This window comes from Streptomyces sp. NPDC036813 (assembly GCF_055609245.1).
This window is the reverse complement of sequence record NZ_JBVJPV010000017.1, coordinates 151,236-174,190: the sequence shown is the minus strand read 5'-3', so window position 1 is coordinate 174,190 and position 22,955 is coordinate 151,236. Positions and strand designations below refer to the sequence as shown.

General features: G+C 71.9%; 18 protein-coding genes and 1 pseudogene. 5 read left to right on the top strand and 14 right to left on the bottom strand.

The window, feature by feature from the left end:
• Nucleotides 1–46: 46 nt before the first annotated feature.
• A pseudogene (locus ACZ67Q_RS31165) lies at nucleotides 47–379 on the bottom strand (GH12 family glycosyl hydrolase domain-containing protein); the annotation flags it as partial.
• 79 nt (nucleotides 380–458) lie between these two features.
• Here ACZ67Q_RS31165 and ACZ67Q_RS31160 point away from each other — a divergent pair.
• Nucleotides 459–617: a hypothetical protein gene (locus tag ACZ67Q_RS31160; RefSeq protein WP_471189122.1), complete on the top strand. Its 159-nt coding sequence runs from the start codon at nucleotides 459–461 to the stop codon at nucleotides 615–617.
• 46 nt (nucleotides 618–663) lie between these two features.
• On the opposite strand, the gene ACZ67Q_RS31155 is transcribed toward ACZ67Q_RS31160, so the two are convergent.
• The 4 genes from ACZ67Q_RS31155 to ACZ67Q_RS31140 form a co-directional block, all read right to left on the bottom strand.
• Complete coding sequence (locus ACZ67Q_RS31155; RefSeq protein WP_471188976.1) at nucleotides 664–1,344, bottom strand: hypothetical protein; 681 nt, start codon at nucleotides 1,342–1,344, stop codon at nucleotides 664–666.
• Nucleotides 1,345–1,463: 119 nt separating this feature from the next.
• Nucleotides 1,464–2,909, bottom strand: coding sequence for an aldehyde dehydrogenase family protein (locus ACZ67Q_RS31150; protein ID WP_471188973.1), 1,446 nt, complete (start codon nucleotides 2,907–2,909; stop codon nucleotides 1,464–1,466).
• A 131-nt stretch (nucleotides 2,910–3,040) separates the two neighbouring features.
• Nucleotides 3,041–4,708 (bottom strand): PucR family transcriptional regulator, encoded by a 1,668-nt coding sequence (locus ACZ67Q_RS31145; protein ID WP_471188971.1) that lies wholly within the window; start codon nucleotides 4,706–4,708, stop codon nucleotides 3,041–3,043.
• Between the two features lie 241 nt (nucleotides 4,709–4,949).
• Nucleotides 4,950–7,454, bottom strand: a complete 2,505-nt coding sequence (locus tag ACZ67Q_RS31140; protein ID WP_471188968.1) for an ATP/GTP-binding protein — start codon at nucleotides 7,452–7,454, stop codon at nucleotides 4,950–4,952.
• Nucleotides 7,455–7,704: 250 nt separating this feature from the next.
• On the opposite strand from ACZ67Q_RS31140, the gene gabT reads away from it, so the two are divergent.
• Nucleotides 7,705–9,039 (top strand): 4-aminobutyrate--2-oxoglutarate transaminase, encoded by a 1,335-nt coding sequence (gabT, locus tag ACZ67Q_RS31135; protein ID WP_471188966.1) that lies wholly within the window; start codon nucleotides 7,705–7,707, stop codon nucleotides 9,037–9,039.
• Between the two features lie 408 nt (nucleotides 9,040–9,447).
• Entirely contained in the window at nucleotides 9,448–10,086 is a 639-nt protein-coding gene (locus ACZ67Q_RS31130; protein WP_471188964.1) for a phosphatase PAP2 family protein, read from the top strand.
• Here the strand turns inward: ACZ67Q_RS31130 and ACZ67Q_RS31125 are convergent.
• The 8 genes from ACZ67Q_RS31125 to ACZ67Q_RS31090 form a co-directional block, all read right to left on the bottom strand.
• The gene (locus ACZ67Q_RS31125) at nucleotides 10,025–11,821 is read right to left on the bottom strand and encodes a chitinase (protein WP_471188961.1); all 1,797 of its coding nucleotides are present in this window, start codon (nucleotides 11,819–11,821) and stop codon (nucleotides 10,025–10,027) included. The genes ACZ67Q_RS31130 and ACZ67Q_RS31125 overlap by 62 nt on opposite strands.
• Before the next feature lie 86 nt (nucleotides 11,822–11,907).
• Nucleotides 11,908–12,363 carry a hypothetical protein gene (locus tag ACZ67Q_RS31120; protein ID WP_471188958.1) on the bottom strand — a complete coding sequence of 152 codons (456 nt, stop codon included), beginning with the start codon at nucleotides 12,361–12,363 and terminating at the stop codon, nucleotides 11,908–11,910.
• 135 nt (nucleotides 12,364–12,498) lie between these two features.
• Nucleotides 12,499–13,917: an NAD(P)/FAD-dependent oxidoreductase gene (locus ACZ67Q_RS31115; protein WP_471188956.1), complete on the bottom strand. Its 1,419-nt coding sequence runs from the start codon at nucleotides 13,915–13,917 to the stop codon at nucleotides 12,499–12,501.
• 36 nt (nucleotides 13,918–13,953) lie between these two features.
• On the bottom strand, nucleotides 13,954–14,754 hold the full coding sequence (locus ACZ67Q_RS31110; protein ID WP_471188953.1) for an ABC transporter permease: 801 nt from the start codon (nucleotides 14,752–14,754) through the stop codon (nucleotides 13,954–13,956).
• Nucleotides 14,755–15,684, bottom strand: a complete 930-nt coding sequence (locus ACZ67Q_RS31105; RefSeq protein ID WP_471188951.1) for an ABC transporter permease — start codon at nucleotides 15,682–15,684, stop codon at nucleotides 14,755–14,757.
• Nucleotides 15,684–16,832 (bottom strand): ABC transporter ATP-binding protein, encoded by a 1,149-nt coding sequence (locus tag ACZ67Q_RS31100; protein ID WP_471188948.1) that lies wholly within the window; start codon nucleotides 16,830–16,832, stop codon nucleotides 15,684–15,686. The genes ACZ67Q_RS31105 and ACZ67Q_RS31100 overlap by 1 nt, the downstream gene beginning before the upstream one ends.
• A gap of 5 nt (nucleotides 16,833–16,837) precedes the next feature.
• Nucleotides 16,838–18,085, bottom strand: coding sequence for a polyamine ABC transporter substrate-binding protein (locus tag ACZ67Q_RS31095; protein WP_471188946.1), 1,248 nt, complete (start codon nucleotides 18,083–18,085; stop codon nucleotides 16,838–16,840).
• A 53-nt stretch (nucleotides 18,086–18,138) separates the two neighbouring features.
• Nucleotides 18,139–19,680, bottom strand: a complete 1,542-nt coding sequence (locus tag ACZ67Q_RS31090; RefSeq protein ID WP_471188943.1) for a gamma-aminobutyraldehyde dehydrogenase — start codon at nucleotides 19,678–19,680, stop codon at nucleotides 18,139–18,141.
• A gap of 237 nt (nucleotides 19,681–19,917) precedes the next feature.
• On the opposite strand from ACZ67Q_RS31090, the gene ACZ67Q_RS31085 reads away from it, so the two are divergent.
• Nucleotides 19,918–20,481: an NADAR family protein gene (locus ACZ67Q_RS31085; RefSeq protein WP_471188941.1), complete on the top strand. Its 564-nt coding sequence runs from the start codon at nucleotides 19,918–19,920 to the stop codon at nucleotides 20,479–20,481.
• Nucleotides 20,482–20,659: 178 nt separating this feature from the next.
• Here ACZ67Q_RS31085 and ACZ67Q_RS31080 read toward each other — a convergent pair whose 3' ends face one another.
• Nucleotides 20,660–21,550 (bottom strand): DUF4190 domain-containing protein, encoded by an 891-nt coding sequence (locus ACZ67Q_RS31080; RefSeq protein WP_471188938.1) that lies wholly within the window; start codon nucleotides 21,548–21,550, stop codon nucleotides 20,660–20,662.
• Nucleotides 21,551–21,745: 195 nt separating this feature from the next.
• On the opposite strand from ACZ67Q_RS31080, the gene ACZ67Q_RS31075 reads away from it, so the two are divergent.
• On the top strand, nucleotides 21,746–22,921 hold the full coding sequence (locus tag ACZ67Q_RS31075) for an adenosine deaminase (protein ID WP_471189112.1): 1,176 nt from the start codon (nucleotides 21,746–21,748) through the stop codon (nucleotides 22,919–22,921).
• Nucleotides 22,922–22,955 lie beyond the last annotated feature (34 nt).

The window sequence follows — 22,955 nt, the reverse complement described above, 5'->3', positions numbered from 1 at the left end:
GCGGTACGGCCGGTCCCGTGGGGGAGGGACCGGCCGCGCCCTTCGGTCAGCCGCCGCTCACCGTCGGGTTGTCGGTGACGAAGTCGAGGCCACCCGGGGACGAGCTGATCTCGTAGCCGAACTGGACGTCCCCGATGGTCTCGTCGCCGAACCAGCCCTTGGTGTCCTTGATCCACTTCAGGATCGGGAGGATGTTCACCGTGCCGGAGGTGGAGTTGGCGGTGCGGACGAAGGAGAACACCTGGTCGGCGCCGTTGTTGCCCTTGTGGACCGTCCAGGCGTGCCCACCGAGCGTGACGTTGCCCTGCGAGGTGCCGAGGGGGCCGACCGGCCCTGTCTTGTTGACCCAGAGCATGATCTCGTAGTCGTGCTGCGCTTCCGCGCCTGCGACTTCGGGGTTGGCGGAGTGCGGGAGGTGACGGCGGAGGTGGCCGGCGCCGGCCGGCTGGACGTCTCGGTTGCAGGGCGGGCCGCTGCTCACCGTGCTGGAGGCGGACGGCAGTGACCCGTACGCCTACACCCGCCTGACGGCCGGCTGCGCCACGGCAGGAGTCCACGACCTGCGCCTCACCCTGCACGGCAGCCTGCGCCTCGCGCACCTCGGCTACGCCGGGTGAGGCCGCCGCTCCGGGTTGCCGCTCCTGTGGTGCGGAGGCGGCCGGCTCAGAGCCGCACGAGGGCGTTCAGGTTCTCGTGGCCGATGCCCGGCCGGCTGAGCGCGAGCCAGCCGTGGCCGCGCATACGAGTGGACGCCCCGAGGCCACCGGGGTTGACGGACAGTCGTCCGCACGCCTGAGCCACCGTCGTCATGCCCCCGTGCTCCTCCCAGGGGAACGGGTCGCCGACGCAGTCCGCGTCGTTCTGCGCCGCGCAGCGCCTGCGGATGCGGCCCTCGCGGGCGACCACCCAGAGGCAGGTGCCGCCGGCTCCGTCCTCGTAGAACATCTGGGCCTCGCCGCACAGGGCACTCAGCCGTTCCACCGCGGCCATCCACTCTTCCCAGTCGAGGCCGACCAGGTCGGGCAGGTTGCCGAAGACCAGCCGCCAGCCGTCCAGTTCGGGAGTGACGAAGGCGGGGACCGCATCCTCGCGGAACGGCAGGTCCTCGACGTCGGCGCCCTCGTCCAGCGTGACCGGGAACCGGTCGTGCAGACCGAGCGCCTCGAAGGCCCCGTCGTACGTCTCACCGGGCACCGCGTACCACCAGCCGCGAGGATCCAGCGGAAAGGGCTTGTCCCCGGCGGACTTGAGACCCGCACGACGCTCCAGGAGCATACGGTCGCGCCGGTCGAGGCGGTCGATCAGACCGGTGGCGATGAGGTCGCCCAGCCTGCTGTGGATCATGGCCGACGATCCTACGCAACCACGGTGGCCAGCGCCTGCCGGGCCGCCCTTGCACGCGGGTACGACAACGGCCCGAGCTCCCGCACAGTGAGCTCGGGCCGTTGGCCTTGGGGGGTCGGTCAGAGGGCGATGCCCGTGAGGACCAGGACCCGCTCGTAGGTGTAGTCGTCCATCGCGAACCGGACGCCCTCGCGGCCCACACCGGACTGCTTGACGCCGCCGTACGGCATCTGGTCGGCGCGGTAGGAGGGGACGTCGCCGATGACGACGCCGCCGACCTCGAGGGCGCGGTGCGCGCGGAAGGCGGTCTGCACGTCGTGCGTGAAGATGCCCGCCTGGAGGCCGAACTTGGAGTTGTTGACCGCGGCGAACGCCTCGGCCTCGCCGTCGACCTTCTGCACGGTGAGGACCGGCCCGAAGACCTCCTCGCAGGCGATCGTGACGTCGGCCGGGACCTCGGCGAGGACGGTCGGCGCATAGGAGGCACCCTCGCGCTTGCCGCCGGCGAGCAGCTTGGCGCCGGCCGCGACGGCCTCGTCCACCCAGGACTCGACGCGCTTGGCTGCGGCCTCGCTGACCAGCGGGCCGACGTCCACCTTGTCGTCGGACGGGTCGCCGGTGACCTGGGCCTCGACGGCGGCGACGATGCGCGGCAGGAGGCGGTCGTACACGGAAGCGTCGGCGATCACGCGCTGCACCGAGATGCAGGACTGGCCGCCCTGGTAGTTGGAGAAGGTCGCGATGCGGGTCGCGGCCCAGTCCAGGTCCTCGTCGCTCGCCCAGTCGCCGAGCACGACGGCCGCGCCGTTGCCGCCCAGTTCCAGGGTGCAGTGCTTGCGCGGCACCGAGTCCATGATGGCGTAGCCGACCGTGTCGGAGCCGGTGAAGGAGATGACCGGCAGGCGCTCGTCCTTGACCAGGGCGGGCATACGGTCGTTCGGGACCGTCAGGACGGACCAGGAACCGGCCGGCAGGTCGGTCTCGGCCAGCAGCTCGCCGAGGATCAGGCCGGACAGCGGGGTGGCCGGGGCCGGCTTGAGGATGATCGGCGCGCCGGCGGCGATCGCGGGGGCGACCTTGTGGGCGCACAGGTTCAGCGGGAAGTTGAACGGCGCGATGCCGAGCACGACGCCCTTCGGGAAGCGGCGGGTGATCGCCAGGCGGCCCTGGCCGCCGGCGTCGGTGTCCAGGCGCTGGCCGTCGCCGCCGTTGAAGCGGCGGGCCTCCTCGGCCGCGAAGCGGAACACGGACACGGCACGGCCGACCTCGCCGCGCGCCCACTTGATCGGCTTGCCGTTCTCGGCGGAGATCAGCTGGGCGATCTCCTCGGTGCGCTCGACGAGCCGCTTGCTGACGTGGTCCAGGGCGGCGGCCCGAACGTGGGCCGGGGTGGCGGCGAACTCGTCCCGCACGGCGTACGCGGCGGCCACGGCCTCCTCGACCTGCGCCTCGGTGGGCACGGCGACCGTGCCGACCAGCCGGCCGTCCCACGGGGAGGTGACGTCGAAGGTGTCGTCGCCGGTGGCCTGGCGGCCGGCGAGCCAGAAGGCGTGGGTGGAAGTCATAGTGGCGAGTCCCGGCCCTTCCGCGTAGGGGGTGTGCGTGCTTTCGCCACCACGGTAGGGCCGGGACGGGCGGGGGTCGTTTGTCCGACCCGTAGCAGTCGGCGCCGAGCATGCGCCGCTTTGGCGTACGGCTATTCGGTCGAGGTCGCCTTCAGCGCGAGCCACAGCTCCATACGGACGTCCGGGTCGTCCAGGGAGCGGCCGAGGATCTCCTCCACACGGCGCATCCGGTAGCGCAGGGTGTGCCGGTGCACGCCCAGGTCGGCGGCGGCCGCGTCCCACTGCCCGTGCCGGGACAGCCAGGCCCGCAGGGAGGCCACGAGGTCGCCACGGCCCGTCGCGTCGTGTTCGTGCAGGGCCCGCAGCAGGCCGTCCGCGAACGCCTTGACCGCGTCGTCGGCGAGCAGCGGCAGCACCGATCCGGAGGCCAGATGCTCGTGCTCGACGCACACCCGGCCGCGCCTGCGCGCCACCGACAGCGCCTGTTCGGCCTGCTTGTACGCGGCGGCGGCCGCGATCGGCCCCGAGGGCGCGGACAGGCCGACGATCAGCTCGTCGTCTTCGCCGCCGGCCTGTTCGTGCAGCTCCGTGGTGCGTCCCGCCTCCAGGGCAGCGGCGTAGGCGGTGCACGAGCCGACCGCGGCGCCGCCGTCGGTGGCGAGCACCACGAGCCGTTCCCCTTCGGGGACGACGAGCACGGCCTCCCCTGCACGGGCGGCGGCCGCCTCGACGGTCTCGGCGAGGCCGCCGAGCGGGTCGCCCGAGGAGTCGACGGCGGCCGCGGGTCCGGCCGCGGCCGGTTTCGTCGCCGTCACGTGCGCGTGGGCGTCGGCGTGCGCCCGGGCGGCGGAGGCGGACGCCGACTCGGCGACGATCACCCGGAACGGTGCGTCCAGCAGCGTCCCGTACAGGTCCCCGGCGACGGCCCGCGCGTGGTCCGGTTCCCCGGCGAGCAGCATCCGCAGCACGGCGGTGCCGATGCGCTGCTCGGCGGCGTGCAGCGAGCGGGAGCGCTCGGTGGTGAGGGTGAGCAGGGCGATCGCGGAGTGCACGGCGTAGCGCTCGGCGGTGCCGAGGGTGGCGGCGGTGCCGACGGCGAGGGCGGCGCGGGGGCGGCGGCCGGTGCCGATGGAGTGCAGTTCGACGCGGTCCTCGTGGTCGGGGCCGCCGACCACGGAGGACGCGGGGGCGGGCCGCTCGCGCAGCCGCTCCACGTCCGCGGTGAGCCGGGCCGCCCGGCGTACGGCCCAGTCGGGCGCGGTGGCGACGACGGCACCGGAGGCGTCGTACAGCGCCGCCCAGCCGTCGACCTGCGCGGCGAGCGCGGCGAGCAGCCCCTCGGGTCCGGAGTTCAGGGCCTGTTTGGTCAGCTCGCGCTGGGCGGCGAAGCCGGCGGTGACGGCCCGGTACTGGTCGGCGGCGATCGCGGCGGACACGGCCTTGCTGATCGCGAGGAAGGGGGTGCGGCGGGGCACCTCCAGCAGCGGCAGGCCCTCGTCGGCGCAGGCGTCGACCAGGGCCTTCGGTGTCTCCTCGTAGTTCACGCCGACGGCGAAGCCGATGCCGACCACGCCCGCGCCGGCCAGCCGCCGCACGTACCGCCGCATCGCCTCGGGGTCCTCGGCGTCCAGCTTCAGCGCGGTGATCAGCAGCAGTTCCCCGCCCTCCATGTAGGGCACGGGGTCGGCGAGCTCGCTGACGTGCGCCCAGCGCACGGGCACGTCCAGGCGGTCCCCGCCCGCCCGCACGGTCAGCTTGAGCGCCGAGTGGTGGACGAGGGAGGCGAGCGTCAGGGGCATAGGGCCTTCTGGTCTGCGGCAGGTCTGCGGATGTCGTGGGAGCGCTGTGATCGCTGTGATCCTTTGGCCGCCACGTATGAACGACCTATGTCGATTCTGCCTCACCGTACGGTCGCCGCGCGCCGCCGTCCCGGAGTTCCGGTCAGCCGTGGGGGGCGGCCGTGACGTCAGCCGTGGGCGGCGGCCGTGACGCCGACTGTCGGCGCGTTCGTGACATCAGCCGTAGAGCGCGGCGGTGACGTCAGTCGCGCATGTCCACCAGCAGGGGCGGCGCGTGCTCGCCCGTCACCGTGGTCAGTGACAGCACCGCGTGTCCGGGCGGCACCGAGTGGGCCAGCTCGGACGCGGACCACCGCTCCCGCTCGACCTGCCGGACGGTGACCGCCTCCGTGGTGACGGCCTTGCCGGTGACCAGTTTGCGCAGCGCGTGCAGCGCGCGGGTCATGGGCTGGTCGGCGAAGACGGTGTGCTGGGCGACGTCCCGGGTCTCCACCCACTCGGTGCCCCACGCCCCGGCGAACCGGGTGCCGTCCCAGGTGCTGACCCCCGACAGTGCCATACGGCAGCCGACGGCGGCGTACAGCGGCCCGTGCAGCGCCTCCGGCACGTCGGCGACCGTGCGCAGCGCGAGCACGACACCGGCGTTCTGCGAGCGCAGCCGCTGGATGCGGCGGACGGACTCGGCGGTGACGGCTCCGGTGGCGTCGTCCAGGACGAGGCAGGCGAAGTGGTCGCGGCCACTCTCCCGGGCGACGGCGGTGAACTGGGCGAGGACCAGCCGGGTCAGCAGCCGGGCGGCCTCCTCGTGGCCGTGCTCGGGCAGGTCGATGCGCACCCGCAGCGGGTGGTGGGCGAGGGCGCGCAGCGAGAACGGCCGGATCGCGTCGTCGCCCGCACCGCTCGCGGCCGAGGCCGCGCCGAAGAACTCCGCGAACACCGGCCGGTCCAGCAGTGCGAGCCGGTCGGCGAGGGCGAGTCCGGGGTCGCCCGGGGTGCCGGACTGGCGGACCCGGGCGTCCAGCTCGCGCCGCATCACGGCGTGCCGCTCCTCGGTGAGGGCGGCGCGCAGGTCGGTGAGCGGGGCGGGCTCCCCGGCGAGGAGTTCGCGCAGCACGGGCAGGGTGGGGAAGGCGCCGTAGGCGGCCCGGTAGGGGCCGAGCAGCTGGGCCAGCGCGGTCGCGGCGCGCTGGGCGCCGACGGTGTCGAGGTCGCCGGCGAGGGCCTCGGCGAGCAGGGCGGCGGCCTCGTCGGGGTCGGTGGTGCCGGCGTAGGGGTCGAGGTCGTGCACGGAGGCGGGGTCCCCGATGCGGACCACCACGTCGAAGGAGGCGTCGGGGCCGGTGCCGGAGCCCACCGCGACGACGGCGCACTGCCCGGTCAGCGCCTGAAGGGCGAGGGACTCGACCAGGGGCGCGATCACCTGCCGGGTCTTGCCGGCGCCGGAGGGGCCGACGACCAGCAGGGAGGTGCCGAGGGCGGCCGGGTCGAGGGCGGCGCCGGCGTCGCCGTACGCGGGCGGGGTGCGCTCCCCCGCGACCCAGCGGCCGATGCGCACCTGCCCGGCGCGCAGGTCGTGCCGGGCGGTGCGGGCGGGCAGGTCGCGGGCGCCGGAGGGGTGGGTGAGCGCGGCGGAGCCGTGGCGCAGGACGGCGTCGGTGAACTCGGCGAGGCGGCCCCGGCTACGGGCCAGGGTCCAGGCGTGCTCCAGCCGGGCGCAGTCCACGTCGTTCATCCGCCCGGCGAGCACGTCGGCGGTGAGCAGATCGGCGGCCTGGTGCCGGCCGGCCTCGCGCAGCGCGGGCCACTGGGTGGGCGGCACGGGCTTGTCCGGCACGGCGGTGGTCTGCACCTCGTGGCGGGCGGTGAGCCGTTCCCTGGCGTACGGCAGCCAGGCGCCCAGGCGGGCGAAGGGCCACACGACGAGGGCGGTGATGACGGCGTAGAGGAGGTCGGTGACCCAGGGGGAGGTGAAGATGTCGTAGCCGCCGGTGACCAGGGCGACCAGGGAGAACACCGGCCCCACGACGGGCAGCGCGTCCCAGCCGACGCCGGGGAAGGCGCTGGGGAAGACGAAGCTCAGGGCGACCAGGGCGAACAGCAGCGCGAGCAGGGCACGGGCGGGCTGCGGGCGGCGGGCCACGACGTGCCGGACGACGCCGGGCCAGCTGCCGAGCCGGCCCATGGCGTAGACGAGCACGCCGAAGAAGACGCCGCCGTAGACGACGGTGGCCTCGGCGCCCTGCCAGCCCTTGGGGGAGGCGAAGGTGCCGCCCCACCACCAGTCGTCGGGGGTGACCAGGCGCAGCAGGCTCCACTGGTAGGGGACGCTGCCGTGCCGCCACAGCGACCACAGCAGCAGCCCCACGACCAGGGGGACGGCCATGCCGACGAGGGTGACGGGGGCGAGCCGCTCGCGGCCCGTCCCGGGGTCGGGGCGGCGGTAGCCGAGCCGCCAGATCCCCGGCTCGGCGTCCGGGCGGGGCGCGTCCAGCCACTCGGCGACGGGGGACGCGGGGCTCTGGCCCGGCGCCTGGCCCGGCAGCGGAGCCTGACCCGGCGCGTGCGCGGGCCGTGGCGGTACCCCGGGCACCCCGGACACGCCGGCGCCCTCGGAAGTCGCACCGGCCCCCGGCACCTGCGGCGGCCCCGCCGGGCGCGGCACCGGGTGCGCATGGGTGCCTGGCCGGGCGCCCGGCCGGCCACCCGATCGGGCGCCCCGCGCCTCGTGCGTCCCGTCGCTCTCCATCGCCCCTGCCCCCTGACCAGCCGTTCCGTCGACCACTAGCGAGCCAATCTAACGCCCCCGCAAGGGGAGTTCACCGGTTGCGCGGCCGGTCCTGAGTCGCCGGAGCGCCGCGGGCCGCCCCCACCTCTATATCCATCGCGGACAACGGGCATCCCCGACAACGCCCACATGGAGCATGCCCGCCCCTCCTCCCCCGTCTTAGCCTGCGAGAAAAGAAGGCAAGCATCCGCAAGACCCCCAGGAGCCCCGCATGACCGCACTTCCGCAGGAGCGCCGCGTCGTCACCGCCATCCCCGGCCCGAAGTCGCAGGAGCTTCAGGCCCGCCGTCTCGCCGCGGTCGCGCAGGGCGTGGGCTCCACGCTGCCGGTGTTCGTCACGCGCGCGGGCGGTGGCGTCATCGAGGACGTCGACGGCAACAGCCTGATCGACTTCGGCTCCGGCATCGCCGTGACCTCCGTCGGCGCCTCCGCCGAGGCCGTGGTGCGCCGCGCCTCCGCGCAGCTCGCCGACTTCACCCACACCTGTTTCATGGTCACCCCCTACGAGGGCTACGTGGCCGTCGCCGAGGCGCTGGCCGAGCTCACGCCGGGTGACCACGCGAAGAAGTCGGCCCTGTTCAACTCGGGCGCCGAGGCCGTCGAGAACGCCGTCAAGATCGCCCGTGCCTACACCAAGCGCCAGGCAGTCGTCGTCTTCGACCACGGCTACCACGGCCGCACCAACCTCACGATGGCGCTGACGGCGAAGAACATGCCGTACAAGAACGGCTTCGGTCCGTTCGCCCCCGAGGTCTACCGCGTCCCGGTCGCCTACGGCTACCGCTGGCCCACCGGTGCGGAGAACTGCGGCCCCGAGGCCGCCAAGCAGGCCATCGAGCAGATCACGAAGCAGGTCGGCGCGGACAACGTGGCCGCGATCATCATCGAGCCGGTGCTCGGTGAGGGCGGCTTCATCGAGCCGGCCAAGGGCTTCCTGCCGGAGATCGTGAAGTTCGCCAACGACAACGGCATCGTCTTCGTCGCCGACGAGATCCAGTCCGGCTTCTGCCGCACCGGCCAGTGGTTCGCCTGCGAGGACGAGGGCATCGTCCCGGACCTGATCACCACCGCCAAGGGCATCGCCGGCGGTCTGCCGCTGGCCGCGGTGACCGGCCGCGCCGAGATCATGGACGCCGCGCACGCGGGCGGCCTGGGCGGCACCTACGGCGGCAACCCGGTGGCCTGCGCCGGTGCGCTCGGCGCCATCGAGACGATGAAGGAGCTGGACCTCAACGCCAAGGCGAAGAACATCGAGGCGATCATGAAGTCCCGCCTCGCCGCCATGGCCGAGAAGTTCGACATCATCGGCGACATCCGTGGCCGTGGCGCGATGATCGCCATCGAGCTGGTCAAGGACCGCGCCACCAAGGAGCCGAACGCCGAGGCGGCCGCCGCCCTGGCCAAGGCCTGCCACCAGGAGGGCCTGCTGGTCCTGACCTGCGGCACCTACGGCAACGTGCTGCGCTTCCTGCCGCCGCTGGTCATCGGCGACGACCTGCTGAACGAGGGCCTCGACATCATCGAGCAGGCCTTCACCCGCATCTGAGTCCGACGTGCGCACGCACTCCGTGCGCACGTCCGGCGGCCCTGCGGCAGAGGGTGTGAAGAACGTGTGCGAGGTGGATGACAGGACGCCGTTCCTGCTGTTCCCCACGCATCCGCTGTCGTAGGTTCTACCCAGATGAGAGATACACCCCCGCCCACAGGGGACTGTGGGTGATCTCAGGCCGAGGCCTCCCCAGCTTCGACCTGGTCGTGCCTCGCGCACACAGACGGAGCCCCAGGGCTCCGGATCTCCTCACCGATCGGACGGTCGCCCGCCCCAAACCCCCCGGGGCGCGCGACGTTCCGGTCAGTTCGGCCGCCTCGGAACTCTCCCCCCTGTTCCGGGGCGGCCGACCTCCTTTTCGCCCCGGGCCCCGGGCCCGCCGTCCGCTGACGGATCATGGGCCTCATGCTTCTGCTGCTCCTGCCGGCCCTGCTGTTCGCACTCATCACCTGGCAGGTCGTCACCGACGGCCCGCTGCTCACGGTGGACGAGCATCTCAGCGGCGACATCGTGCACCCGGACCGCTTCTGGGAGCTGCTCTCCGACCTCGGCAACGTGCAGGTCGCGGTGCCGGTGCTGGCTCTGGCGGTCGGCTGCGCCGCGTGGCGCGGCCGGTCCGCCGGCACGGTCCGCTGGTGGCTGCCGCCGGTCGCCGCGGCGCTCACCATGGCGCTGGTCCCGGCCCTGGTCGTCCCCCTGAAGGACTGGACCGCCCGCCCCAGCACCCCGGTCATGCCCCCGGCCGTCGGTTACTTCCCGTCCGGACACACGGCGACGGCCGCGGTGGCCTACGGCGCCGCGGCCCTGCTCGTGCTGCCCTGGCTCCGCTCCCCCACCGCCCGTCGCGTCGCCGTCGCCGCGTGCACGGCCCTGGTCCTGGCCGTGTCCACCGGTCTGCTGATCAGGGGTTACCACTGGCCGCTGGACGTGGTGGCCAGCTGGTGCCTGGCCACCGTCCTGCTGACGGCACTGTGGCGGGTGATCAGCCGAAGTAGCCGTCGAACGTCCGCTGGAACTCCCAGCCCGCGAAGCGGTCCCAGTTGACCGACCATGTCATCAGGCCGCGCAGGGACGGCCAGGTGCCGTGGGGCGTGTAGGAACCGCAGTTGGTCTTCTTCGTCAGGCAGTCGAGGGTTTTGGTGACCTCGGCCGGGGTGACGTAGCCATTGCCGGCGTTGGTGGAGGCCGGCATGCCGATGGCGATCTGGTCGGGGCGCAGGGGCGGGAAGACGTGGGCCGGGTCACCGGCGACGGGGAAGCCGGTGAGCAGCATGTCGGTCATCGCGATGTGGAAGTCGGCGCCGCCCATGGAGTGGTACTGGTTGTCGAGGCCCATGATCGGGCCCGAGTTGTAGTCCTGGACGTGCAGCAGGGTCAGGTCGTCGCGCAGGGCGTGGATCACCGGCAGGTACGCCCCGCAGCGCGGGTCCTGACCGCCCCACTTGCCGGTGCCGTAGTACTGGTAGCCGTTCTGCACGAAGAAGGTCTCGGGGGCCATCGTCAGCACGAACTTCGCGCCGTACTTGGCCTTCAGCGTCTTCAGCGCGGAGATCAGGTTGACGATCACCGGGGTCTTCGGGTTCCGGAAGTCGGTGTCGTCGGCGTTCAGCGACAGGGAGTGACCCTCGAAGTCGACGTCGAGGCCGTCGAGTCCGTACTCGTCGATGATCTTCGAGACGGAAGCGACGAAGGTGTCGCGGGCCGCCGTCGTCGTCAGCTGCACCTGGCCGTTCTGGCCGCCGATGGAGATCAGGACCTTCTTGCCGGCCGCCTGCTTGGCCTTTATCGCCGCCTTGAACTCGGCGTCGGACTCGGCGTTCGGGCACTCGGTGACCGGGCAGCGGGTGAAGCGGATGTCGCCGGAGGTGGCCGAGGTGGGCTCGCCGAAGGCCAGGTCGATGACGTCCCAGCTGTCCGGGACGTCGGCCAGGCGGGTGTATCCGGCGCCGTTGGCGAAGCTCGCGTGGAGGTAGCCGACCAGGGCGTGCGCGGGGAGACTGCCGGTGCCGCCGCCCGTTGTCGCGCCGGTCGTCGCCGTCACGGCCGCCGACTTCGCCGACTCGCCGGCGCTGTTGGTCGCGGTGACCTGGAAGGTGTACGGCGTCGAGGGGGCGAGGCCGGTCACCGTGGCCGTCGTGCCGGTCACCGTCTGCGCCTTCGTGCCGTCCCGGTAGACGGCGTACCCGGTGGCGCCCGGCACCGCCGGCCAGGACAGGGCGACGCTGGTGGAGGTGACGGTGCCGACCGTCGGGGCGGCCGGAGCGGCGGGCGGTTGCGTGGTCGTGCCGCCGGGGCCCGTGAGGGTGAGGTCGTCGGCCTGGTAGGCGCCGGTGCCGTACCAGCCGTGGGTGTAGATCGTGACCGCGGTCGTGGCGGCGCCGGTGCGGAAGGTGGTGGTGAGCTGCTGCCAGTCGGGGGCGGACTGGGTCCAGGTGGAGACGTCGGTGGTGCCGGTGCCGCTCGCGCCGAGGTACACGTAGGAGCCGCGGACGTAACCGGACAGCGTGTACTGCGCGTTCGGCTGCACGGTCACCGTCTGGGCACACTGGGCGTTGTCGTTGCCCACCGGGGTCGCCTGCAAGGCGTGAGTGCCGCTGTGCACCGGTGAGGTGACGGTCTGTCCGGTGGGGCAGGTCCAGCCGTCGAGGCCCGACTCGAAGCCGCCGTTCACCGCGAGGTTCGCGTCGGCCGCACGGGCGGCCGACGAGAGCGCGGTGATACCGGGGAGGGTCAGGACGGCGGCCGCGATCAGGGCGGCCAGGGGTCTGGTGCGGTCCACAAGTGCCTCCGGGCATGGGGGAAGTGGAGGGGTGGAGCGCGCCCAACTTGGTCCAGACCAATCCCGTTGTCAAGGCCTCCGGCGGATCAGCCCTCCTCGCCCCCGGCCGCCAGGCCCGCCGCCGCATCGTGCATCGCCAGCTCCAGCAGCGCCGGGTCGGTCAGCGTGCCGGAGCCGTCCGGCTGCACGAGCCAGCGGACCGCACCGGTGGCCCGGCCCGGATAGGGCACCACGATCCAGGTGCCGTACCCGGCGGAGCGGATGCCGGTGCCGACCCAGCGCCCCGCGGTCCCCGGTGGCACGAAGAAGCCCATGCGGTGGTCGCCGAAGTCGACCAGGACGGGCCCGGGCCGGTCCAGGATCCGGGTGAGGACGTCGAGCGTCGGGTAGCCGAGGTCGCCCGGCAGGATCAGCACGTCCCAGGCCCGGCCGGCGGGCAGCAGCGCGACCCCGAGGGGACTGCGCTCCCACTCCCAGCGGCAGGCCTCGGGATCCGGCGCCACCGATGCCAGCCACTCCACCGCCGTCTTCGCCCCTGCCATGAGAAGACCTCCCTGTCCCGTACACGTGCCGCGACGCGGTGCGCGCCGCGAGCGCCACGAGTTCAGAGGGAGGTCTTCCGGGAGCATTACGCGGGTTCCGGCAACCCGTTGGAGTGATCCGGATCACAACCGGAGTCAGCTGTCGAAGCCGAGCCCCAGCTTGTCCATCGTGCGCAGCCACAGGTTGCGGCGGCCGCCGTGGGCGTCCGCGCGGGCCAGGGACCACTTGGTGAGGGCGATGCCGGTCCAGGCGAACGGCTCCGGCGGGAACGGCAGCGGCTTCTTGCGGACCATCTCCAGCGCGGTGCGCTCGGTGCGCTCCCCCGCCAGCAGGTCCAGCATCACGTCCGCGCCGAAGCGGGTCGCGCCGACGCCGAGGCCCGTGTAGCCGGCGGCGTACGCCACCCGGCCCTGGTGGGCGGTGCCGAAGAAGGCCGAGAAGCGCGAGCAGGTGTCGATCGCGCCGCCCCACGCGTGCGAGAACCGCACGCCCTCCAACTGCGGGAAGCAGGTGAAGAAATGCCCGGCCAGCTTGGCGTAGGTCTCGGGGCGGTCGTCGTACTCGGACCGCACCCGGCCGCCGTAGGGGTAGATCGCGTCGTAACCGCCCCACAGGATCCGGTTGTCGGCGGACAGCCGGAAGTAGTGGAACTGGTTCGCCGAGTCGCCGAGGCCCTGCCGGTTCTCCCAGCCGATGGACTTCAGCTGCTCGGCCGTCAGCGGCTCGGTCATCAGCGCGTAGTCGTACACGGGCACGGTGTAGGAGCGCACCCGCTTGACCAGGCTCGGGAAGATGTTGGTGCCCAGCGCCACCTGCCGGGCGCGGACCTGGCCGTACGGCGTGCGGACGGCCATGCCGGCGCCGTACGCCTTCAGGGTGAGGGCGGGGGTGCGCTCGTAGACGCGTACGCCCAGGTCGAGGCAGGCGCGCTTGAGGCCCCAGGCGAGCTTGGCCGGGTTCAGCATCGCCACGCCCCGGCGGTCCCACAGGCCCGCCTCGAAGGTCGGGGAGTTCACCTGCGCGCGCACCGCGTCGGCGTCGAGGAACTCGATGCCCTCGGCGAGCCCCTTGGCCTCCAGCTCGTCGTACCAGTCGCGCAGCTCCCACGCCTGGTACGGCTCGGTCGCCACGTCGATCTCACCGGTGCGCTCGAAGTCGCAGTCGATGGAGTAGCGGGCCACCGTCTGCTCGATCGCGTCGAGGTTGCGCCGGCCCAGCTCCTCCAGCTTCTCGATCTCCCCCGGCCAGCGGGTCAGCCCGTTGGGCAGCCCGTGGGTGAGGGAGGCGGCGCAGAAGCCGCCGTTGCGGCCGGAGGCGGCCCAGCCCACCTCGCGGCCTTCCAGCAGGACCACGTCCCGCTGCGGGTCGCGCTCCTTGGCGATGAGCGCGGTCCACAGTCCGCTGTACCCGCCGCCGACGACCAGCAGGTCGCAGGAGTCGGCGGCGGTCAGCGCGGGCTCGGGGCGCGGCCTGCCGGGGTCGTCCAGCCAGTACGGGACCGGCTGTGCTTCGGAAAGAGACTCTGTCCAACGGCTCATGGCGCTTGGGGCCATGATTTCAACTCCCTACGAGGGTGTGTGAAAAGGGGCTTACGCCTTTTGCTTGGTGCGGCGGTTTCCGACCACCATGGCGAACAGCACGCACAGCACGGCGACCAGGAACATGGCCGTACCGATGACATTGATCTGGACGGGCGTGCCGCGCTGCGCCGAACCCCACACGAACATGGGGAAGGTGACGGTCGAGCCCGCGTTGAAATTGGTGATGATGAAATCGTCGAAGGAGAGCGCGAAGGCGAGCAGCGCGCCCGCGGCGATTCCGGGGGCCGCGATGGGCAGGGTGACCCGCAGGAAGGTCTGCGCGGGACCGGCGTACAGATCCCGCGCGGCCTCCTCCAGACGCGGGTCCATCGACATCACGCGCGCCTTGACCGCGGTGACGACGAAGCTGAGGCAGAACATGATGTGCGCGATCAGGATCGTCCAGAAGCCGAGCGGCGCACCCATGTTGAGGAACAGGGTGAGCAGCGAGGCCGCCATGACGACCTCGGGCATCGCCATCGGCAGGAAGATCAGCGAGTTGACCACGCCCCGGGCGCGGAAGCGGTAGCGCACCAGCGCGAAGGCGATCATCGTGCCGAGCAGGGTGGCGCCGACGGTCGCCCACACCGCGATCTGGAGGCTGATGCCGAGCGAGCCGCACATGTCGGCGACGCCGCACGGGTCCTTCCAGGCGTCCGTGGAGAACTGCTGCCACTCGTAGTTGAAGCGGCCCTTCGGTTTGTTGAAGGAGAACACCGTGACGACGATGTTCGGCAGCAGCAGATAGGCCAGCGTGATGAGGCCCGCGATGACGACGAGCTTCTTCTTGAGCCAGTTGACGAAGGGCATTTAGACCAGATCCTCCGTCCCGGACCTGCGGATGTAGATGGTGACCATGAGAAGGATCGCGGCCATGAGGATGAAGGACAGCGCGGCGGCCGTCGGGTAGTCCAGGATCCGCAGGAACTGTGTCTGGATGACGTTGCCGATCATGCGGGTGTCGGTGGAGCCGAGCAGTTCGGCGTTGACGTAGTCACCGGCCGCCGGGATGAAGGTGAGCAGCGTGCCGGATACGACGCCCGGCATCGACAGCGGGAACGTCACCTTGCGGAAGGTGGTCCACGGCCGCGCGTACAGGTCGCCGGCCGCCTCGTGCAGCCGCCCGTCGATGCGCTCCAGGGACGTGTACAGCGGCAGGACCATGAACGGCAGGAAGTTGTACGTCAGACCGCACACCACCGCGAGCGGGGTGGCGAGCACCCGGTCGCCGGCCGTCCAGCCGAGCCAGTTGGTGACGTCCAGGACGTGCAGCGTGTTCAGGGCGCCCACGACCGGACCGCCGTCGGCGAGGATCGTCTTCCAGGCGAGGGTGCGGATCAGGAAGCTGGTGAAGAAGGGCGCGATCACCAGGATCATGACCAGGTTCTTCCAGCGTCCCGCGCGGAAGGCGATCAGATACGCCAGCGGGTAGCCGAGCAGCAGGCACAGCACGGTCGCGGCGGCCGCGTAGGCGACCGAGCGCAGGAACTGCGGCCAGTACTCGGCCAGCGCGTCCCAGTAGGTGGCGAAGTGCCAGGTGACCTTGTAGCCGGTCTCCAGTGAGCCCGTCTGCACGGACGTGGAACCCTGGTAGATCATCGGCAGCGCGAAGAAGACGATCAGCCACAACAGGCCGGGCAGCAGCAGCCAGTACGGCGTGAGACGGCCCCGCTTGCGCGGCGGCTTCTTCTCGGGTGCGGTCGGGGTGAGCGGCGGGGGCGCCTCGGTGAGCGTCGACATCAGGCCGCCTCTTCCTCGATGCCCGCGTCGATGTCCTGGGTCGCGTCCATGCCGAAGGTGTGCGCCGGGCTCCAGTGCAGGACGACGTCGGCGCCGGGGACCAGGCGGCCGTCGCGCTCGACGTTCTGCACGTACACCGCCAGCTCGTCGCAGACGGGGCTGTCGATGACGTACTGCGTGGAGACGCCGATGAAGCTGGCGTCGGCGATCTTTCCGGTGACGCGGTTGCGGCCCTCGGGGATCGAGCCCGCGTCGTCGGCGTGCGTGAGCGCGATCTTCTCCGGGCGGATGCCGACCAGCACCTTGCCGCCGGCGGTGGCGGGAGCGGAACAGCGCGCCTGTGGCAGCACCAGCTTGCCGCCGCCCGCCTTGAGCACGATGTCGTCGCCGCTCTTGGTGTCGACCTCGGCCTCGATCAGGTTGGAGGTGCCGAGGAAGTTCGCGACGAACGTGGTCTGCGGGTTCTCGTACAGGTCGGTGGGCGCGCCGAGCTGCTCGACGCGGCCGGCGTTCATCACGGCGACCGTGTCGGCCATGGTCATGGCCTCCTCCTGGTCGTGCGTGACGTGCACGAAGGTGATGCCGACCTCCGTCTGGATGCGCTTGAGCTCCAGCTGCATCTGGCGGCGCAGCTTCAGGTCGAGCGCGCCGAGCGGCTCGTCGAGGAGCAGCACCTTCGGATGGTTGATCAGCGCGCGGGCCACCGCGACGCGCTGCTGCTGGCCGCCGGAGAGCTGGTGCGGCTTCTTGCGCGCCTGCTCGCCGAGCTGGACCAGCTCCAGCATGTCCTCGACCTGCTTCTTCACGCTCTTGATGCCGCGCCGGCGCAGACCGAAGGCGACGTTCTCGAAGATGTCGAGGTGCGGGAAGAGGGCGTAGGACTGGAAGACCGTGTTCACGGGCCGCTTGTAGGGCGGCAGGTGGGTCACGTCCTGGTCGCCGAGCCGCACGGTGCCCGTGGTGGGCTCCTCCAGGCCGGCGATCATGCGCAGGGTGGTGGTCTTGCCGCAGCCGGAGGCACCGAGCAGGGCGAAGAAGGAGCCCTGCGGCACGGTCAGGTCGAGCGGCTGTACGGCGGTGAAGCCGTTGTCGTAGGTCTTGCTGATCCCGGAGAGGCGGACGTCGCCGCTGTTGTCTGTCGTCGTCATGATCGTCACGCCCCAGTGAGCTTCGCGAATTTCTGTTCGTAGGCGGTCTCTTCCTTCTGCGTCAGGGAGCGGAAGGGGTGAGACCTCGCCTGCATGGCCTTGTCGGGGATGATCAGCGGGTTGTTCGCCGCACCCTTGTCGATCTTCGCAAGCTCCGCCCGCACGCCCTCGACCGGACAGACGTAGTTGATGTAGGCGGCGAGCTCGGCGGCCGGCTGCGGCTCGTAGTAGTAGTCCATGAGCCGTTCGGCGTTGGTCTTGTGACGCGCCTTGTTGGGGATCAGCATCACGTCGGTCGAGGTGATGTACCCGCTGTCCGGAATGACGAAGTCGACGTCCGGGCTGTCCGCCTTCAGCTGTACGACGTCCCCGGCCCAGGCCAGACAGGCGGCGAGGTCGCCCTTGGTGAGGTCGGAGGTGTAGTCGTTTCCGGTGAAGCGGCGGATCTGGCCGCTGTCCACGCCCTTCTGCAGGCGGGCGATGGCGGCGTCGAAGTCGTCGTCGGTGAACTTCGCCGGGTCCTTGCCCATGTCCAGCAGCGTCATGCCGATGCTGTCGCGCATCTCGGTGAGGAAGCCGACGCGGCCCTTGAGCTTGCGGTTGTCGAGCAGATCGGAGACGGACTTCACCTCGACGCCGCCGAGCGCCTTCTTGTTGTAGGCGATGACCGTGGAGATGCCCTGCCAGGGGTAGGAGTACGCCCGCCCCGGGTCCCAGTCGGGGCTGCGGAACTGCTGCGAGAGGTTGGCGTAGGCGTGCGGCAGGTGCGCCGGGTCCAGCTTCTGCACCCAGCCCAGGCGGATCAGACGGGCGGCCATCCAGTCGGTGAGGACGATCAGGTCGCGGCCGGTGTCCTGGCCCGCGGCGAGCTGCGGCTGGATCTTGCCGAAGAACTCGTTGTTGTCGTTGATGTCCTCGGTGTAGCGGACCGTGATGCCGGTGCGCCGGGTGAACTGGTCGAGCGTCGGGTGGTGCTTGCCCGCGTCGTCGACGTCCATGTACTCGGTCCAGTTGGAGAAGTTGACGGTCTTCTCCTGGGCCGAGTGGTCCTCGGCGGAGGTGCCGCCCGCCGTCTTGCCGGCCGCGGGGATCCCGCAGGCGCTCAGCGCCCCGAGTCCGCCGACCGCGAGCGCGCCGCCCGCGGAGGCGCGCAGCAGCGAACGGCGGGTGAGGGCGGCCCGCCCATTGCGGAAACTGCGCCGCATGGCGGCCGCTTGGGCCGGGGTCAGGCGGTCGGGCTCGTACTGCTCCATGCGCGTGGTTGCCCTTTCGGGAGGGATGGGCCGTGGTCGCCGGCCCGTTGTGGCTATCGGTCCCCGAAGATCGTGCGGTGCCAGTCCTTCCTGACGACCGCCGTGTTGTCGAACATGACGTGCTTGATCTGCGTGTACTCCTCGAACGAGTACGATGACATGTCCTTGCCGAAGCCGGACGCCTTGTAGCCGCCGTGGGGCATCTCGCTGATGATCGGGATGTGGTCGTTGATCCACACGCACCCCGCCTTGATCTCGCGTGTCGCCCGATTCGCCCGGTACACGTCCCGGCTCCACGCGGAGGCGGCGAGGCCGTAGGGGGTGTCGTTGGCCAGCCGGATTCCTTCATCGTCGCTGTCGAACGGCAATACGACCAACACGGGACCGAAGATCTCCGCCTGGACGATCTCGCTGTCCTGCGGCGCGCCGGCGACCAGGGTGGGCCGGTAGTACGCGCCCTTGGCCAGCTCGCCACCGGGTGCCTCGCCGCCGGTGACCACGCGCGCGTAGGCACGCGCCCGGTCGACGAAGCCGGCCACGCGGTCGCGCTGGGCGTGCGAGATCAGCGGTCCGAGGTCGGTGCCCGGGGCGAAGGGATCGCCGAGCCGCACCGTCTCCATCAGCGCGGCGGTCCGGGCGACGAACTCGTCGTACAGCGGGCGCTGCACGTACGCGCGCGTGGCGGCCGTGCAGTCCTGCCCGGTGTTGATGAGCGCGCCGGCGACCGCGCCGTTGACGGCCGCGTCCAGGTCCGCGTCGTCGAAGACCACGAAGGGTGCCTTGCCGCCGAGTTCCAGGTGCAGGCGCTTGACGGTGGCGGTGGCGATCTCGGCAACCCGCTTGCCGACCGCGGTGGAGCCGGTGAAGGAGGTCATGGCCACGTCCGGGTGACCCACCAGGCGCTCACCGGCCTCCTTCCCGGTCCCGGTGACGACGTTGATCACACCGTCGGGAATGCCCGCCGCGGTGGCGGCCTCGGCGAACAGCAGCGAGGTGAGCGGGGTCAGCTCGGCGGGCTTCAGCACGATGGTGTTGCCCGCGGCGATCGCCGGGAGGATCTTCCAGGCCGCCATCTGCAACGGGTAGTTCCACGGCGCGATGGACCCGACGACCCCGATCGGCTCACGGCGGACGTACGACGTGTGGTCGCCGGAGTACTCACCGGCCGACTGCCCCTGGAGGTGCCGCGCGGCACCGGCGAAGAAGGCGGCGTTGTCGACCGTCCCCGGTACGTCGAACTCACGGCTGAGCTTGAGCGGCTTGCCGCACTGCAGGGACTCCGCGCGGGCGAAGTCCTCCGCCCGGTCGGCGAGGACCGCTGCGAAGCGGTGCAGGGCGTCGGAGCGCTCCCCGGGCGTGGCACCGGCCCAGCCGGGGAAGGCCGCGCGGGCGGCGGCCACGGCCGCGTCGACGTCGTCGGCCCCTGCCAGCTCGTAGGTGAAGACCTCCTCGCCGGTGGCCGGGTCGACGACCGCGTGACTGCGGCCCGAGGTGCCCCGGGTGAGACGTCCCGCGATGTACTGCGCGCCGTCCGCGAAACGCTCCTGTGCGGGGAATTCCGCGGACCTCTCCGGGGTGGTGCCCGGGTTGTGCATGTCGCTCTCCTCCGCCGTCGTCCCCCCCGTCCCGTGAGGGGGGTGGGTGGCTGTCCCGTGGGGGTGGGTGGCGTAGCTCCAGCTCGATTTGAGTGCCGATCCTGACAGAGGCCCGGGAGGTGGACAAGGGATTCCGTTGTTGCCTTTCGGTTACGCGACGGATTCGGTCGACCAGGTGTCGAGTGATACCGGAAAAGGCCGGACGCAGTGTCAGTGGCGCGTGCCAGACTCGCGTGCATGACGAAGATCGATTCTCGGGAGGCCCTGGTCAGGGCGGTCCACGCGGGGGCGAGGATCAAGTACCTCTGCTTCTGGGGGCACCGGCCGCGCCCCGACGGCCGAGTGGGCGCGAGCTGTCTGAGCCAGTGGTGGCCCTCACCGTTCGTGGTCGACGGCGTGCGGTACGCCACGGCCGAGCACTGGATGATGGCCGGCAAGGCCAGGCTGTTCGGCGACGCGAAGGCGGAGCGGCAGGTCCTGGCCGCCGCTCATCCGTCCGAGGCGAAGAAGGCGGGGCGCCTGGTGCGCGACTTCGACGAGGAGGTCTGGGAGCGCGAGCGGTTCCGGATCGTCGTCGAGGGCAGCGTGCACAAGTTCTCGGCCGACCCGGAGCTGCGGGAGTTCCTGCTGAACACCGGGGACCGGGTACTGGTCGAGGCCAGCCCGGTAGACCGCGTCTGGGGCATCGGCCTCGCGGCGGACGACGAGGCGGCGACGGACCCGGAGCGGTGGCGGGGGCCGAACCTGCTGGGCTTCGCGCTGATGGAGGCGCGGGAACGGATCGGCCTGCGGTCTGCGTGAGGGCGGGCCGGCGGATCGGTCTGCGGGTCTGCGTGAGAGGTGGGCCAAGCGGTCTGCGTGAGGATGGGCCGGCGGATCGTTCTGCGGGTCTGCGTGAGGGGTGGGTCAAGCGCCCTGGGTGAAGGGACTTGCGTGACGGCAGCCGGCAACGGGGTACCGGCCCGCGTGCCCGTCGATGTCAGGAGGCCGCGATCACCAGGATCAGAAAGCCGACGCCGAGGACGATGCCCGTGGCGCCGCAGATGATGCCGGCCAGGGCCTGGCCCGGGTTGGTGGCCTCGCCCCGCTTGGCCTTGCTGCGGCCGATCGCTCCGAAGATTACGCCGAGGGTGCCCGCGATGATGGCCAGCGGCCACGCACAGAAGACGACCGCGCCGATGATGCCGAGCACCAGCCCCGCCGTCCCCATGCCGTTGCTGGGCAGCGGCTGCATACCGGGCCAGCCGTAGTAGCCGGCCGGGTATCCCTGGGCCTGCGGGCCATGGGCACCGCCGGGGCCGGCCGCTCCGGGGTAGCCGTGACCGCCGGGGTAGCCGTAGGCCGCCTGGCCGGGACCGTCCGGCGCGATGGGCGGCGGCGGAACCGGCTCACCGTGCGCCGAGGACACGGCCGGCGGCGCGAAGGGACCGACGCCGGTGACCTGGCCCGGCTGCGGCGGCGCGAAGGGATTGGCACCACCGGCCTGGTCGGACTGCGGCGGCGCGAAGGGGTTCGGTTCCGGCCATGAGTACGGCTGCGGGGTGTCCGTGCCGCCCGGGGCGGAGACGAACGTCTGCTGCTCGTGCGGCGGCGCCGGGGCAACCGGACCCGAGGAGGCGACCGTGTGTCCGGGACCGTCCGCCGCGCCGGGCGCGGCCCACGGTGCGGGTCCGCCACCGGAAGGGGACGCACCGCCGGATGCCGGCACCTGGGGGCCGGCAGAGGAGGACACACCCCCGGCCGCCGGACCCTTGCCGAGCGACACCTTCGGGCTCTCCCCCGCGCCGGGCCCCTCCGCGGTCCCGTTCTCCGGAATCCCCGGAATGCCCTGAACCCCCGGTATCCCCGGCGTCCCCGTCTCGTCGGCCATGCGCGAATCCCCCTCTGCGAACGTCCCGCCATGCTACGGCCCGACCGCACGCCCCTCCTCAGGCCCCCTGGTCGGCCGCGGCGACGGTGACAGGCCGCGAACTCCCGCCCATGGCACCGTTCCTCTGCCCCCGACCCGTCACGCCCGCCCCACTCCTCCTCCTCTCTCCCCCGAGGCGCCCCCCGGCACCCCGTCATCCCTCCCCCGCCCCCGGCCTACGATGAGCCCGAACCACCGATCAGCCGATCACCGCGCCCCGGCACCGGCACCGCCGGCCGGGGGCGCCGTCCCGGGGAGGACCCCTTGACCGAGCACTTCGACGCAGCCGCCGCGCCCGTCCCGGGCCATCTGCACGCCTTCATCGCCGGACTGCCCAAGGCAGAACTGCACGTGCACCACGTCGGCTCCGCCTCCCCCCGGATCGTCTCCGAGCTGGCCGCCCGCCACCCCGACTCCAAGGTCCCGACCGATCCCGAGGCGCTGGCCGACTACTTCACGTTCACGGACTTCGCCCACTTCATCGAGGTCTACCTGTCCGTCGTCGACCTGATCCGCACCCCGGAGGACGTCCGCCTGCTCACCTACGAGGTGGCCCGCGACCTGGCCCGGCAGCAGGTGCGCTACGCCGAGCTGACCATCACCCCGTACTCCTCCGTGCGCCGCGGGATCGACGAGCGGGCGTTCATGGCGGCGATCGAGGACGCCCGCAAGGCGGCCGAGGCCGAGTTCGGCACGGTGCTGCGCTGGTGCTTCGACATCCCCGGTGAGGCCGGCCTGGAGTCCGCCGAGGTGACGGCCCGGCTCGCCACGGATGACGCGGTGCGCCCCGAGGGGCTGGTCTCCTTCGGTCTCGGCGGGCCGGAGATCGGTGTGCCGCGCCCGCAGTTCAAGCCGTACTTCGACCGGGCGATCGCGGCCGGCCTGCACTCGGTGCCGCACGCCGGTGAGACCACCGGCCCGCAGACCGTGTGGGACGCGCTGACGTACCTGGGCGCCGAGCGGATCGGGCACGGCACGAGTTCCGCACAGGACGAGAAGCTGCTCGCGCACCTCGCCGAGCACCGCATCCCGCTGGAGGTGTGCCCCACGTCGAACATCGCCACGCGCGCGGTGGCCACGCTCGACGAGCACCCGATCAAGGAGTTCGTGCAGGCGGGCGTCCTGGTGACGATCAACTCCGACGACCCGCCGATGTTCGGCACCGACCTGAACAACGAGTACGCGGTCGCCGCCCGGCTGCTGGACCTCGACGAACGGGGCCTCGCGGAGCTGGCGAAGAACGCCGTCGACGCCTCCTTCCTTGACGGCGCCGGAAAGACCCGTGTCCGTGAGGAGATCGACGCCTACACCGCGCGGTGGCTCGCTCCCTGACATGCGGGGGCCGACTGCCGTCACAATGGCCCGC